The following is a 14,947-nucleotide window of genomic DNA, read 5'->3' on the forward strand; positions in this document are numbered from 1 at the left end:
TTTTTAAACGTTATGGCAGTACAGTAGCTCCCATTAAGTAATGATCTACTTGTTTTGCTACTTCGCGCCCTTCATGAATAGCCCATACAATCAGGCTCTGACCACGACGTGCGTCTCCAGCAGCAAATACCCCTTCAACATTTGTTGTATATTTACCGTACGCTGCAGCCACTTTGTTATTTTTCGTTTCAACACCTAACTGCTCAAGCACAGGTTGCTCAGGCCCCTCAAAGCCAATTGCGATAAAGACAAGCTGAGCTGGCCAAACTTTTTCTGTTCCTGGAATTTCGTTAAATGTATAACGACCGCTTTCATCAACAAGCTTCTCCATTTGAATTGTATGAAGCTCCTTTAAGTTGCCATTTTCATCAGCCACGATTTTTTTTGTTTGAATTGAATACTCTCTCGGATCATCTCCGAACTTTGCTTGAGCTTCTTCATATGCATATTCAAGGTTAAATACTTGAGGGTACTCTGGCCACATGTTATCAGATGTACGTTCTGTTGGAAGCTGAGGATGCTTACCAAATTGAACGACGCTACGACACCCCTGACGTAATGCTGTTGCTACACAGTCTGCTCCTGTGTCCCCTCCTCCAATAACAATTACATCTTTACCTTTAGCATCAATGTACTGACCATCTTTGAAATTGGAATCTAACATACTTTTTGTTGTCGTTGTTAAATAGTTCATCGCAAAATGAATGCCTTTTGCTTCTCTACCCTCAATGACTAAATTACGCTGCTTTTGAGCACCTGTACAAAGGATAACCGCATCGTATTGCTCTTGAAGTTCCTCGCGCGTCACATCTTTACCAACTTCTGTATTTGTGACAAAATCAATACCTTCTTGCGTTAGTAAGCGAATTCTTCTTGCGACTACCTCTTTATCAAGCTTCATATTCGGAATACCATAAGTTAACAAACCGCCAGGACGATCTGCACGTTCATATACAGTGACTGAGTGTCCAGCTTGGTTTAACTGATCTGCACTCGCTAAACCTGCTGGCCCTGAACCGATAATTGCTATCTTTTTACCTGTGCGCTTCTCTGGGATACGTGGTGTAATCCAACCGTTTTCAAACCCTTTATCAATAATTGCTCGTTCAATATTTTTAATTGAAACCGCAGGATCTGAAATAGCTAATGTACAAGACCCCTCACAAGGCGCTGGACAAACGCGCCCTGTGAATTCAGGAAAGTTATTTGTTTTCATTAAACGATCAAGCGCTTCTTTCCACTGACCTCTATATACTAAATCGTTCCATTCTGGAATCAAATTATAAATTGGACAGCCCGATGTAAAAGCGTTAATATCCATCCCCATATGACAAAATGGAGTTGCACAATCCATACATCGTGCTCCTTGTCGACTCAGTGCTTCATCAGATAAAGGAGCAGCATATTCGTTCCAGTCACTTAAACGTTTTAAAGGATCTCTTTCTTTGCCTTTTTCACGTTTAATTTCCATAAATCCTGTTGGTTTTCCCATTTTACTCTCCCCTTTCTTACTGAGCTACTGCTTCTTGTTGTTTTGAAATTGACTTTTTTTCTTGCTGTGCATTTTCTTCAAACGCGCTCATGATTGCTTCCTCTTCAGAAAGCCCCGCTTCTTTTTGTTCTTCAATTCGAGTAATCATACGCTTATAGTCATTTGGAATAACTTTTACAAACTTACTGCTCATTTGTGACCAGTTTTCTAAAATAAACGCTGCTTTTTGGCTATCTGTATATTCAAGGTGACGCTCAATCATCGCTTTTACTTCGTCAGCTTCTTGAGCTTCTAAACCTTCAAAACCAATCATTTCTTGGTTACATAGTTTCTTAAATTCTGCTTTATCATCTGCTAGTACGTATGCAATACCACCTGACATACCTGCACCGAAGTTTTTACCAACAGTTCCCAGAACAACAACTCGACCGCCTGTCATATACTCACAGCCGTGATCACCGATACCTTCTACCACAACATGCGCACCGCTGTTACGAACTGCAAATCGCTCACCTGCTCTGCCACTTACATACGCTTCACCACTTGTCGCACCGATAAACGCAACATTTCCAACAATAACATTATCACCTGAAACGATAGTGGATTGCTTTGGCGCAGATACTGTAATCTTTCCACCTGACAAGCCTTTACCGATATAATCGTTGGCATCTCCTGTTAAATGAAGCGTCATACCAGTTGGAATAAATGCTCCAAAACTTTGACCAGCTGAACCTGAGAAGCGAAGCGTAATCGTATCCTCAGCCAATCCTTTCTCACCATAACGCTTGGTGATTTCACTACCAACAACGGTACCTACCACTCGGTTTGTATTGTGAATATCTAACGAAAGATCCACTTGATATTGCTCTTCAATCGCTTGCTGTACAGCAGGTAAGATTTTTTGCACATCTAGAGACTGGTCAATTTTATGATTTTGCGGCGTCTTAAACGTACGAACACCCTCTACCTGATGTAAAAGTGTTGTCAAATCTAAATGCTGCGCTTTCCAATGTGACTGTGCACGTTCACTAACATGCAGCACATCTGTACGTCCAACCATCTCTTCTACCGTTCTGAATCCTAACTCTGCCATAATTTCACGAACTTCTTGTGCAACAAAGCGCATATAGTTTACGATATGATCTGGCTCACCTAAGAACTTTTTACGAAGCTCTGGATTTTGTGTTGCTACGCCAACAGGACATGTATCTAAATGACAAGCACGCATCATGATGCAACCTAATACAATTAGCGGAGCCGTAGCAAATCCGTACTCTTCTGCACCTAAAAGTGCTGCCATAACAACATCTTTTCCTGTCATTAGCTTTCCGTCTGTTTCTAGCACTACTTTCTCGCGAAGACCGTTTAACATTAACGTTTGGTGAGCTTCTGCTAAACCTAGCTCCCAAGGTAGGCCCGTATGTTTAATACTGGTTTTTGGTGATGCACCTGTTCCACCGTCGTATCCACTAATAACAATTACATCTGCCACACCTTTTGCAACACCAGCTGCAATCGTCCCAACACCTGCTTTTGATACAAGCTTAACGCTAATACGAGCGTTACGGTTGGCATTTTTCAAGTCATGAATAAGCTGAGCTAAGTCTTCAATTGAATAAATATCATGATGTGGCGGAGGAGAGATTAAGCCTACTCCCGGAGTAGATCCACGTACATCTGCAACCCATGGGTATACTTTGTTCCCAGGCAGCTGTCCACCTTCTCCTGGCTTAGCGCCTTGAGCCATTTTAATTTGCAACTCATCAGCATTCACTAAATAGTGACTTTTCACACCAAATCGCCCTGATGCAATTTGTTTAATGGCACTGCGACGGTTATCACCGTTTTCATCAAGCTCATAACGTCTTGGATTTTCTCCACCTTCACCACTATTGCTTCTAGCACCTAATTTATTCATCGCAATTGCTAATGCTTCGTGTGCTTCTTCACTCAAAGAACCAAACGACATAGCACCTGATTTAAATCGCTTGACAATAGAATCCACAGATTCTACTTCATCGATTGAAAGAGCTGGGCGTTCTTGTTTAAAGGCAAAAAGGTTACGTAAGAACCCGATACGCTCTTCGTTTGCAGCTTCTGAAAACTGCTTAAATAAATCATAGTCACCTTTTCGACAAGCCCATTGTAAGGTATGAATCGTTTTCGGGTTAAACGCATGATGCTCACCTGTTTTTCGCCATTGGAAGTCACTTCCTGACTCTAAAGTCTGTTCGTACGCTTCAGCATAAGCTGCTTCGTGTCGTGTGCGCGCTTCTTTTCCAATGACATCTAAGCCAATTCCTCCTAACTGAGATGCTGTACCTGTAAAGTAAGCTGCAATAACTTCTTCACCGATTCCAACTGCTTCAAAAATTTGAGCTCCTCGGTAACTTTGCACAGTAGAAATCCCCATTTTAGACATTACTTTTACAACGCCTTCGGTAACTGCTTTTACATATTTCGTTACTGCTACTTGATAAGAAGTTTTTAAATTGCCAGCTGCAATTTCATAATCATACGTTGCAAACGCTAAATAAGGATTAATTGCATCTGCTCCATAACCAATTAAAGCTGCAAAATGATGAACTTCACGAACTTCTCCAGATTCAATAACTAAGCTGACTTTTGTACGACTACCACGACGAATTAAATGCTGGTGAAGAGCACTTGCAACTAATAAAATTGGCATTGGTGCACGGTTTGCATTAATCTCTCGATCACTTAAGATTAAAATACTAGCACCCTCTACGATTGCTTTTTCTGCATCGTTAAATAAATCTTCTAAAGATGCTTTCAAATCATCCTTAAATACCGTTGAAAGAACAGCACTCTTGAAACCTTTAATGCTATCTTCTTTTAATGTTTGAAGCTGTCCATTCGTTAACACTGGTGTTTCTAGCTGGATGCGACGACTATTTTCTTTTGTTGGGTGTAGCAAATTGCCCTCTGCACCTAGCAGCGTCATTGTTGACGTCACCAGCTGCTCACGAATTGCATCAATCGGTGGGTTCGTTACTTGTGCAAACAACTGTTTAAAATAGTTGAATAAGGACTGAGGACGATCTGAAAGAACTGCAAGTGGCGTATCATTCCCCATTGAACCTAACGGATCTTTTCCTTCGTTCACAACCGGCAGTAAATATTTATGAATATCTTCATACGTATAGCCAAACGCTTTTTGACGAACAACTAAGTCATCAAAAGATTCTGGCTTTTCATCAGCTGAAGCAGCTAACTTTACCATCTGCTCATCTAACCACTGCTGATACGGTTCCGCTTGCGCCATTTCAGCTTTAATTTCTTCATCTGAAATGATGCGTCCTTCTTCTAAATCAATTAACAACATTTTCCCTGGGCTTAAACGCTCTTTATAAAGAACATTGTCCTCTTCTACTGGAATAACCCCTACTTCAGAAGAAAGGATAATATAGTCATCTTTTGTCACATAATAACGCGCTGGACGCAATCCATTTCTATCTAAAATTGCACCAATTTGTTTTCCATCAGTGAATGAAATAGCAGTCGGTCCATCCCACGGCTCCATAAGAGCACTATGGTATTCATAAAATGCGCGCTTCTCATCAGACATATGAGGATTTTCAGTCCAAGGTTCTGGAATCATCATCATTGCAGCATGCGCTGGCTTTCTACCTGCTAACACAAAGAATTCAAGCGCATTATCTAGAATGGACGAATCGCTACCTTCACTATCTAAAATTGGCAGTATTTTATGAAGATCTGAACCAAAAGCTTCTGATACGAACTGCTGCTCACGTGCTTTCATCCAATTTTGATTTCCACGAAGCGTATTAATTTCTCCATTGTGAATTAAATAACGGTTTGGATGCGCGCGCTCCCAGCTTGGAAACGTATTTGTACTAAAGCGTGAGTGTACTAAAGCAAAAGGAGATGTAAAGTTTTCATCTTGTAGGTCAAGATAAAATGCATCTACTTGCTCTGGTGTTAATAAACCTTTATAAACAATCGTTCTGCTAGATAAGCTTGAGAAGTAAACGCGATTTTTACGCTCTGCTGCCCAATATTCAGCTTGTTTACGAATAATATATAGTTTGCGTTCAAACGCTAAATCATCTGTAATACTTTCATCTGCACCAATAAATACTTGGCGCACGTGCGGACAGCTTTCCTTTGCTACTTTTCCGATTTTTCCGACATTTGTTGGTACAGTTCTCCAGCCTACAAGCGTTTGTCCTTCTTGTTCAATTAAAGCATTGATATACCCTTCAATTTCTTTTTGTTCTTGCTCATTATTTGAGAAAAAGATCATACCTACACCGTAGCGACCTTTTTGAGGTAATGAAAAATCAGTACATGCTTTTGTGAAAAAGTCATGTGGAATTTGAACCATTAGTCCCGCTCCATCACCCGTTAGCGGATCACTTCCTTGACCACCGCGATGATCGAGTTGACAAAGCATATTTAGTCCTTTTTTTACGATGTCGTGCGATGCCACTCCTTTTAAGTGTGCATATAATCCGATTCCGCATGCATCGTGCTCAAACTCAGGACGGTAGAGACCTTGAGCTTTCGGCATTTGATTGTATGTCATATTTTTCTCCCCCGTTCGTTTTCTTTATCTATTTATTAAGACCACTTGTTTATATTTTAAGTTTTCAAATTAATATAAACAATATATAATTTAGATGAAACCAATCTCATTTTGATATATAGAAAAGGAGTAAGCCGATGGAACTTAGACAATTACGCTATTTTATGGAAGTTGCCAGACGTGAGCACGTATCTGAAGCAGCTGAACATTTACATGTTGCGCAGTCTGCTATCAGTCGACAAATTGCCAACTTAGAAGATGAACTGGGCGTGGAGTTATTTCAAAGAGAAGGAAGAAATGTAAAGTTAACGTCGATTGGAAAGCTGTTTCTAGAACATACAGAAACGGCCATGAAAGCAATTGATTACGCAAAGGAACAAGTGGATGAATATTTAGATCCTGAGCGAGGAACGATTAAAATTGGATTTCCTACCAGTCTATCAAGTCATCTATTGCCTACGATTATATCTGCGTTTAAAGAGAATCACCCAAACGTCGCTTTTCATTTAAGACAAGGGTCTTATAAATTTCTAATTGAATCCGTTAAGAAGCGGGATATTAATATTGCGTTTTTAGGCCCTGTACCAGTAGACGATGAAGATATTGAAGGGCACATTTTATTTACAGAAAAGATACTGGCACTTGTTCCTTCAAGTCATCCTTTAGCAACACAGGAAAATTTACGCCTCCGCGATTTACGTAACGAAGATTTCGTTTTATTCCCAAATGGATTTGTGCTTCGTAAGATTGCCGTAGATGCTTGTAAGCAAGCTGGGTTTATGCCAAATATCTCATCTGAAGGTGAAGATTTAGACGCAATTAAAGGGCTAGTCTCTGCAGGTATGGGAATTACACTTTTACCTGAAAGCACCGTTTCTGAAACAACGCCCAGGTTTACAACAAAGATTCCTATTCACACACCTGAAGTAAAACGAACAGTCGGAATGATTATTCCAAGAAACCGAAATTTAGCACCTTCTGATCAAATTTTTTATGAGTTTGTTAAATCCTTTTTCGCTATGTTAGAACAGTATAAATGAAGAAACTCTTCATTTATACTGTTCTATTTTATATATGCTTAAAAAATATTAAGTAGTTCGTTTACCATTAAGACAATAAACAATAAAATACAGACAGCTAGCATGATGTTATTCCATAACGGATTACGATACTGTTTTTCTACTCGCTTTGAATTTAAAAGCCAAAGTAGCGACAGAGCTAAAAATGGCATAAATAACGCTCCTAACGCCCCGTATGCCATAATAAGGCCAACAGGCTTTCCAATAAACAATAAAAGCATGGAAGGAAATGTTAACCAGATTAAATACGCACGGTATGGTTTGGTTTTCTCCACGACGACCCCTGGATTTTTCGCCTCTTTTTTCATAATGCGAACAAAATCAGCAAATAGATATGGTACACCGTTCCATACCCCTAACAATGACGTAAAGGAAGCTGCCCAAAAACCGATTAAAAACAGCCAGCGCATCGGTTCATTAAAGCGCTCGCCTAGCATACTCGATAACTGAATAAGACCTTGTTCACCACTCAACGTTATGCCTGTCCCAAATAAAAACTCCGCTCCTACTACGAGAAGAGACAGCGTAAAGATAGCGGTTACAATATAAGCAACAGCTGAATCAAGGCGCATAATTGAAATCCACGAACGATGGTTCCAGCCTTTTTCACGAATCCAGTATCCGTAAGAAGCCATTGTAATAGAACCACCTACTCCTCCAATTAAAGCTAGAGCGTTCATCAGCGATCCTTCAGGTACTTTTGGTACCATGCCTCCAGCAAGTGCTGTTAAATTTGGAGATAGTAATATGGCAGTGCCTACAACCGTAACAAACATGATGCCAACAAAAACAGTCATTAGCTTTTCAACCAATGCATATCTCCCATTCCAAACTAATAAAAAACCAATAAGTGCATGAATAATAGCCCAAGCCCAAAGCGGGAGCTGAGGAAATAACGCATGCATGGCTAAGGCACATGATGATGAAACAGCAGCTCCAAATACAAACCCCCAAAGGACTGAATACACTCCAAAATAGCTGGTAGCCCATTTCCCCATTGAATTCCAGCCTTCTAAAATAGTTTGTCCAGTTGACAATTGCCATCTTCCTACGCCTTCATTTAAGTAGTACTTTAAAATGGCCCCTACTACAATAGCCCATGCGAACGTCATCCCAAGCGTCGCCCCCGCTACTAATGCGGCTACTAAATCCCCTGCTCCTACACCCGTTGCAGCCGTAATCAATCCCGGACCTACTTTTGAAAGTCGACTCCTCAGCCGAGTAGGTGCTTCATTCGTATGTAATTCTACAGTCATACAATTCCCTCCTTTGTTTTACTAGACTCTCGTTATCTATTATACTATTTTTTGTAAATTTTAGAAAGTTTAGATTTTTCAACCCTTTCGATACTTTATTTATCATTGACGCTTTTTTCTTTTTTCTACTATACTGAAATGATGAACTCTTAATGAAACAAGGTGAATCTATGGACTTTAAAATTAATTTCTTATCATTTTACGTCATCCAAGTAGATGGTAAAGACGAGCAAGCAGACAAACGCTACAAGCATTTTCAAACGCTGAATACAGAAGAATACGAAGAAAGCTCAATTAAAGACTTCTTAGACGGTGAGTTTAAAAAAATTGTTAAACGTAAGGTTGAACGCCATCCAAAAGCTGAACAAGTTCCTACAAAGCTTGGTTACTTTGTCACGGAACCTGGGCACGCATTAGATTCTAATCCTAACTATAATTTATTTCATCGCACGCGCTTTGCAACGGCAAAGGAGGAATTTGAGGAAAATAGCGAACAGTTTATTCACGCATATTTAGATACCGCAGCTGTACGAGGCGGTGCTTTTTTAGTTATATCCGCTGTACCGCGCAAATATTTCGATCAGGCGTTTGTATTTATTTTAAAATGTGATTTTGAGCCCAAAGTTGCCTCAATCACCGATGAATCAACGCTCATTCGCCATGTCGAAATGGCCATTACAACCAAGAACATGAAGTCTATTCAATACCCATACATGCCTGAAGAAGGCATGGTCGAAGAAAGCGAACTTGTCATCCACCAAGCGTCTCACGCTCGTTACTTTGAAGACTTCTTGAAATTTATTGACTACAACGAGCCGATGCCTGAGATTATGAAAACACAAGTGATGGATATGGTGCGTGAACACGTCAGCGAAACGTTTGAAGCAGAAAGCGTAGAACTTGAACAGTTTGAGTCGGACATGGAACTGTGGGCAACAAGTGAAAAGCGTGAGCTCCAAGAACGTTTGGATACCCATCAAGTTATGGAAGCTGCTGCTCATATCGTCGAGCATACGCCTGATGCCGAGCTTAAAATGAAGCTTGGCGAAACGGAGATTAAAGGACTGTTAGCGGATTTCGGGGAAAATATTCACTTAGCGAAAGTGAACGGACGCTACGTGGCGTTAATTGAAGCAGAATCGATTTTGTTTGAAAAAGGCGCGTCTCCGATTGAGTTTCATAAGCCTGGGGATTTGCACGGGATTATTGAGAAAATCAGCAGTAAGCGCTGGGAAGAATGAGCCAAAAATAATAAACGGACGCATCTATTTTTTACTTTACTTGCAATACTGAACTGTTTCTGTTATTCTTAAGAAGAATTATTTTTGTTCGGTAAGGATTGACAAGTTAACAACTTTCGTCTGAAGATTTGAGCAAGAATAGTAACACAATGTGTGCAAAGCACACGAGGAGGCAACAACAATGGAACAAGGTAAAGTAAAATGGTTTAACGCAGAAAAAGGTTTTGGATTCATCGAGCGCGAAAACGGAGACGATGTATTCGTACATTTCTCAGCAATCCAAAGCGAAGGTTTCAAATCTTTAGATGAAGGTCAAGCTGTAACTTTTGAAGTAGAGCAAGGTCAACGTGGACCTCAAGCTACTAACGTTCAAAAAGCGTAATTAATACGGACATCTATGTACAGACTCTACTTGTAGAGTCTGTTTTTAATTTACATTGAAATTTGGACATAATAAAAACCCTACTCACGAATGAATAGGGAACATCAAAACACAGATAGTAACTGGTAAAGAAAATGGTAAACTTAGTATAGCATAGTATTCTTATAATACCTAATTTTTTATTACACATCTCATGATAATCAGTAACTAACCATCCACTGCGATATCCGCCCTCTCCCTCTTTCTCCTCGTCTTAACTTTCACTTATTTGTACAGTTACAATAATTTGTTTACATTCTACTTTAAATATTCTCAAAATACAGTATTTTAAGCTCATGCCTTTTTTAACTAATGGCACATTAAACAAACAATCACTACTTTAGACTCAACTGTAAGAGCTATTTCAGATGGCTCAATAGAAAATGCAGATACAAGCTTTTGGGACACGCTTGCCTCCCAAACAACTCGCCCTTCTGGAGAAGACGAGTAATAAAAATTATCACAGGAAAGCGACTGATAGGCTCTTTCCTTTTTTTCTATTTATAACAATTGTACCCTTTTCCCTTTGCTGAACTATTGATGAAAAGCCTTAGCTCCTACCTCTCCTCTCACCTTTTGCTTCCATTGCTCTATTTTTAAGTGTGATATAGCACAAAACACTCTCCCATTCTAAGTAAACATGATGAAACAATAGAAATGTTCAAAAAACATTGACTATCTTTTCTTTTGTTGATATGATTTTTCTATTGGTTTTTGAGCCAATGTTAAATTGAATATTCCCCAAGCAATGATTGTTGTGGATAACACTACAACAGGAGCAGCTTCTGGAGAGACCGCTTAGGCGGCGCCGAAGGATTCACAATCTCAGGCAAAAGGACAGAAGAGTAACGATACATACGTATGTTATTCGATGACCTATTCGAGATTGGATTCTTCCAATCTCTTTTTTTATTTTCTATATTATTTTTGAGGTGATTATTATGCAACAAAAGCGCGCTGTGGTTAGCGTAATTGGACAAGATCAAGTAGGGATTATTTCAAGCGTCACAACTGTCTTATCAAATCAAGGTGTTAACATCCTCGATATTAGTCAGACAATATTACAAGATTTCTTTACGATGATGATGATTGTCGATGTATCAGCTATTGAATTAAACTCGCTACAACATTCTTTAAATAACGTTAGCGAAGAGCTTGGTTTAAAAATTCACGTGCAGCTTGAAGAAACGTTTCAAGCTATGCATCGCGTATAAAAGGAGGAATAAATATGAGTATTGCTTTAACAGAAATGATGGAAACCATCCGAATGGTTCAAATGGAGAACCTCGATATCCGTACAGTAACAATGGGTATCAGTTTAAGAGACTGTGCTGATTCTAACTTTGAAACAATGAATCAAAATGTCTACAACAAAATTGTTTCATATGCAGGTGAATTAAAAGAAACTGCTGAACAGGTTGAAAAAGAATATGGAATTCCAATTGTAAATAAGCGTATTTCAATTACTCCTATCGCAGAGATTTTAGGTCATGCAACGGTTGAACAAACAATCACGCTCGCTAAAACATTAGACCGTGCTGCACAACAGGTTGGTGTCGATTTTATCGGAGGCTTCTCAGCTCTTATTCATAAAGGAATTTCAAAGAGTGATCAAACGTTGCTAGACGCGTTACCTGAAGCTCTTAGCGTAACAGAACGCGTTTGTTCTTCAATCTCAGTAGCCACCACTCGTACCGGTATTAATATGGATGCTGTAAAACAGCTCGGCGTTATTATTAAAGAAGCGGCTAACCGTACAAAAGATCGTGATGGCATTGCTTGCGCCAAGCTGGTTGTGTTCTGTAACCCTGTTGAAGATAATCCATTTATGGCCGGGGCTTTTCACGGCTCAGGTGAAGGTGAAGTGGTCTTAAACGTAGGTGTTAGTGGCCCTGGTGTTGTTTTAAATGCACTAAAACGTCATCCTAATGCTGATTTAGGTGAGGTATCTGAAGTAATTAAAAAGACGGTATTTAAAATTACGCGCGCTGGTGAGTTAATTGGACGCGTAGTGGCTGAACGACTAAACGTTCCCTTTGGCATCATGGATTTATCACTGGCTCCTACTAATGCTATTAACGACAGCGTTGCTGAAATTTTAGAAGAAATTGGGTTAGAACGTGTGGGTACTCATGGTACAATTGCTGCGTTAGCACTTATGAACGATGCTGTGAAAAAAGGAGGCGCAATGGCTAGCTCTTACGTTGGTGGTCTAAGTGGGGCTTTTATTCCGGTCAGTGAAGATAACGGGATGATTAAAGGTATTACCGACGGTTCTCTAAATCTATCAAAACTTGAAGCGATGACCTGCGTATGTTCTGTTGGTTTAGATATGATTGCTTTAACAGGAGATGTTAGTCCTGCTACGCTTTCAGGAATGATTGCTGATGAAGCGGCAATTGGAATGATTAACAAAAAAACAACCGCAGTACGCGTTATCCCTGTTCCCGGTAAAAGTGAAGGTGAAATGGTAGAATTCGGTGGTCTTCTAGGACGAGCTCCAGTCATGGGTGTTAACCCTTATAGCTCTGAGCGATTAGTAAATCGCGGTGGACGAATTCCTGCTCCCCTACAAGCATTGATTAATTAAGTAAAAAGAGTCAGCGTAATCATTACTCTTCACGCTGACTCTCTTTATACACTTGCAGACAAGATTTGCAAATGCAAGAATGACTAGATTTTGCTTTTAACGCATCTGGAAACTCTTCTTCTGCGCACCAGCAAGTAAACTCTTCTTCTTTTAAAACATGCTGACATCCATTCTTTTTTCCACACAGTGGACAGGTTATGTTAATCATAACTCACTCTTTCTTTACATCCCAATGTGTAGCTTTATCAAAGATCGGCTTCCATATGCGCTCCGGTAAATAGCCAACTCCGTAGGAAGAACCAAGACCCATTGTTGATACAATAAGATGACGACATCCTTTTTCCCAAAACCTGCTGCTTGCTTTCACCTTTACATCCTGAATCTTTCTGCGCTGCATAACCGTTGTTTTTCGAGTAATAAACTGCGATCGAATACTTAAAAATTCATGGGTCATCGCTACGCCTCCTTGGTGATATCCAAACCATGTTAACAACGAAGTAGCTAACAAAATGACAACCACTCCCCACACAAGCTGAACTTTCCAAAAGCTGATTGCTACTGCTGCAATGCAAGCTGTAATGAAGACATATGATAGCTTATACCATACATAATTGCGCACTACGTTTGGCTTAAACTCAAGGTAACGATAAGTAGGAAGATACTCTGAAAAAACCTCCGTTATTTCCTTTTGTTTTAAAAATGGGTGTAAATACACTTTTTGCTCTAAATCAGAAGTTACGACTTTTAACGAAATGGCTCCCCAACCAAATAAACGCTGAAGCAAACCTTCTTCAACTGTAACCGCCTTAATTTTTTCAAAAGGAATCGTAAGCGAGCTTTTGTTTAATAGCCCGTATTGAACTTGAAGGTGCTTTTCATAGCGCTCCACCATAAAATTACCAAAGCGGATTACGTACAAGATAATAGAAAGTATATATGCTATGCATAAAATAAAAAATACTAATATGATAATAGCTAATATAGACTGCGTAACAATCTGTTCATAAGCATCTTGAATCCACGGGTTGATTAAGTCATCCACGTATTCGTATAGTACACCCAGTCCAGCAAAGATATAGCCAAAGTTCGCCGATAGCGCAGCAGCAATCACTAAGCGACTGGTGGGCACCTTTAATGTTTTAATGATTTGTTTTCTTTCAGGACTCTCTTCTACTGAAAAAGACTCCCCTGCTTGCAGCATTGTTTTTAACTCATGGGCGTCTTTCATTAAAACACCTGGTAAATCGACTTCTGCACCCATTCCTGTTCCACCTGCTGTTTCAATACGAAGCCGTGCCAGTTTAACTAGGCGAAACAGAAAAGGCTGATCAATTTGAATCGATTGAATACGCGTTCGTTGGATAAAACTATTTTCTTTTTTAAAGACTCCTTTTTTAATTCGAATTTCTTTTTCTGTAACTTCGTAGCGAAATGTTTGCCATTTAACAAATGCAAAAAACAAGCTGATACCTATAATAATTAAACCAACCCACCAGTATGTCAGTACTTTATCTCGCTGAAGAATGATTAAAAATGCAAATGGTAAAATATTGTCTTTTATGTACTTTGCAGCTTGAACAATAACGGCAAGTGGGTGCAGCTTTTTATTCATATTCGTCCTTCACCTCTGCCATCTTTGCGATTGTTTCGCGTAAATTATTTGCGTCTTCTGATTGTAGTGCCGGAAATTCAAGAAATCCTGCAGCTGTTACAACATTAATTGAAGCCAGACCGTATTTACGCAAAATTGGCCCCGTTGATGTTTCCACATGTTGAACCTTCACAATCGGCACTTTTGTATGATTCCAGATAAACAAACCTTTTTGTACTTCGATATGCGTCTCTGTTAGTTGATACGAATACACTTTCATGTAAATGCTCGGAGCGATGACAACATAAACAATAAAGCTAACGATTAGCAGAGCTCCAGAAACCCAAAAAATCCAGATCCACCAATTAAAAAAATAGACAAGAACATAATAACCAATCGTTCCTGCTAACCACAATATATGTGGCAATAACGCTTGAATTCTCATTGCGCTTTTTGCTTCGGAAGGTAGCTTCCCCTGTAAATGTGTAATTTCCATATGTATATCCTCTCAATTCATGTATTCTTTCTTCTTAAACGCTTGAGCTGCCCAAAAAGTTTCAATAATATGTATTTTTTCATATTTTTTCTAATTTGTATACAAAAAGAGAGTAGGACATACCAAAACAAATTTTCAACAAGACGAACACTCCCTTTTCTCACCTCCTTACATTGTCACAACATGTTCGTTTTATTGCGCTACGGCCACT

Annotated in this window: 11 protein-coding genes, 1 pseudogene and 1 riboswitch; of the genes and pseudogenes, 6 read left to right on the top strand and 6 right to left on the bottom strand. The window is 39.5% G+C overall.

The features are described 5' to 3' along the window. Positions 1–10: 10 nt before the first annotated feature. Both gltD and gltB read right to left on the bottom strand, forming a co-directional pair. Entirely contained in the window at positions 11–1,492 is a 1,482-nt protein-coding gene (gene gltD, locus BFL01S_RS15270) for a glutamate synthase small subunit (RefSeq protein WP_025908886.1), read from the bottom strand. A gap of 16 nt (positions 1,493–1,508) precedes the next feature. Beyond that, positions 1,509–6,062, bottom strand: a complete 4,554-nt coding sequence (gltB, locus tag BFL01S_RS15275) for a glutamate synthase large subunit (protein WP_061786197.1) — start codon at positions 6,060–6,062, stop codon at positions 1,509–1,511. Between the two features lie 137 nt (positions 6,063–6,199). On the opposite strand from gltB, the gene gltC reads away from it, so the two are divergent. Then, a complete protein-coding gene (gene gltC, locus BFL01S_RS15280) occupies positions 6,200–7,102 on the top strand; it encodes a glutamate biosynthesis transcriptional regulator GltC (RefSeq protein WP_025908888.1) in 903 nt (300 codons plus the stop codon). A 38-nt stretch (positions 7,103–7,140) separates the two neighbouring features. Here gltC and BFL01S_RS15285 read toward each other — a convergent pair whose 3' ends face one another. Next, positions 7,141–8,397: an Nramp family divalent metal transporter gene (locus tag BFL01S_RS15285; RefSeq protein ID WP_061786198.1), complete on the bottom strand. Its 1,257-nt coding sequence runs from the start codon at positions 8,395–8,397 to the stop codon at positions 7,141–7,143. A 170-nt stretch (positions 8,398–8,567) separates the two neighbouring features. On the opposite strand from BFL01S_RS15285, the gene BFL01S_RS15290 reads away from it, so the two are divergent. From BFL01S_RS15290 to BFL01S_RS15305, 5 genes and pseudogenes are all read left to right on the top strand, one after another. Then, positions 8,568–9,638: a DUF3900 domain-containing protein gene (locus tag BFL01S_RS15290; RefSeq protein WP_025908890.1), complete on the top strand. Its 1,071-nt coding sequence runs from the start codon at positions 8,568–8,570 to the stop codon at positions 9,636–9,638. A gap of 181 nt (positions 9,639–9,819) precedes the next feature. Continuing rightward, complete coding sequence (locus BFL01S_RS15295) at positions 9,820–10,020, top strand: cold-shock protein (protein WP_025908891.1); 201 nt, start codon at positions 9,820–9,822, stop codon at positions 10,018–10,020. Between the two features lie 358 nt (positions 10,021–10,378). Beyond that, positions 10,379–10,510, top strand: a pseudogene (locus BFL01S_RS21125) (carboxypeptidase); the annotation flags it as partial. Positions 10,511–10,834: 324 nt separating this feature from the next. Next, positions 10,835–10,910, top strand: a riboswitch (glycine riboswitch). 90 nt (positions 10,911–11,000) lie between these two features. Beyond that, positions 11,001–11,273, top strand: a complete 273-nt coding sequence (locus BFL01S_RS15300; protein WP_025908892.1) for an ACT domain-containing protein — start codon at positions 11,001–11,003, stop codon at positions 11,271–11,273. A gap of 14 nt (positions 11,274–11,287) precedes the next feature. Then, positions 11,288–12,649: a PFL family protein gene (locus BFL01S_RS15305; protein WP_025908893.1), complete on the top strand. Its 1,362-nt coding sequence runs from the start codon at positions 11,288–11,290 to the stop codon at positions 12,647–12,649. Positions 12,650–12,671: 22 nt separating this feature from the next. Here BFL01S_RS15305 and BFL01S_RS15310 read toward each other — a convergent pair whose 3' ends face one another. Genes BFL01S_RS15310 through BFL01S_RS15320 form a run of 3 tightly spaced genes read right to left on the bottom strand, consistent with a single transcriptional unit; the run spans position 12,672 to position 14,736 of the window. Beyond that, the gene (locus tag BFL01S_RS15310) at positions 12,672–12,857 is read right to left on the bottom strand and encodes a cysteine-rich CWC family protein (RefSeq protein ID WP_061786199.1); all 186 of its coding nucleotides are present in this window, start codon (positions 12,855–12,857) and stop codon (positions 12,672–12,674) included. A 3-nt stretch (positions 12,858–12,860) separates the two neighbouring features. Next, a complete protein-coding gene (locus BFL01S_RS15315) occupies positions 12,861–14,261 on the bottom strand; it encodes a PH domain-containing protein (protein WP_025908895.1) in 1,401 nt (466 codons plus the stop codon). Continuing rightward, positions 14,254–14,736, bottom strand: coding sequence for a PH domain-containing protein (locus BFL01S_RS15320; RefSeq protein WP_025908896.1), 483 nt, complete (start codon positions 14,734–14,736; stop codon positions 14,254–14,256). Before BFL01S_RS15320 ends, BFL01S_RS15315 begins: the two co-directional genes overlap by 8 nt. Positions 14,737–14,947 lie beyond the last annotated feature (211 nt).

The organism is Priestia flexa NBRC 15715, assembly GCF_001591565.1.
GTDB lineage: Bacteria > Bacillota > Bacilli > Bacillales > Bacillaceae_H > Priestia > Priestia flexa.

Coding starts and splice junctions, on each gene's coding strand:
- gltD (WP_025908886.1), bottom strand. CDS start 1,492: ATGGGAAAACCAACAGGATTTATGGAAATTAAACGTGAAAAAGGCAAA.
- gltB (WP_061786197.1), bottom strand. CDS start 6,062: ATGACATACAATCAAATGCCGAAAGCTCAAGGTCTCTACCGTCCTGAG.
- gltC (WP_025908888.1), top strand. CDS start 6,200: ATGGAACTTAGACAATTACGCTATTTTATGGAAGTTGCCAGACGTGAG.
- BFL01S_RS15285 (WP_061786198.1), bottom strand. CDS start 8,397: ATGACTGTAGAATTACATACGAATGAAGCACCTACTCGGCTGAGGAGT.
- BFL01S_RS15290 (WP_025908890.1), top strand. CDS start 8,568: ATGGACTTTAAAATTAATTTCTTATCATTTTACGTCATCCAAGTAGAT.
- BFL01S_RS15295 (WP_025908891.1), top strand. CDS start 9,820: ATGGAACAAGGTAAAGTAAAATGGTTTAACGCAGAAAAAGGTTTTGGA.
- BFL01S_RS15300 (WP_025908892.1), top strand. CDS start 11,001: ATGCAACAAAAGCGCGCTGTGGTTAGCGTAATTGGACAAGATCAAGTA.
- BFL01S_RS15305 (WP_025908893.1), top strand. CDS start 11,288: ATGAGTATTGCTTTAACAGAAATGATGGAAACCATCCGAATGGTTCAA.
- BFL01S_RS15310 (WP_061786199.1), bottom strand. CDS start 12,857: ATGATTAACATAACCTGTCCACTGTGTGGAAAAAAGAATGGATGTCAG.
- BFL01S_RS15315 (WP_025908895.1), bottom strand. CDS start 14,261: ATGAATAAAAAGCTGCACCCACTTGCCGTTATTGTTCAAGCTGCAAAG.
- BFL01S_RS15320 (WP_025908896.1), bottom strand. CDS start 14,736: ATGGAAATTACACATTTACAGGGGAAGCTACCTTCCGAAGCAAAAAGC.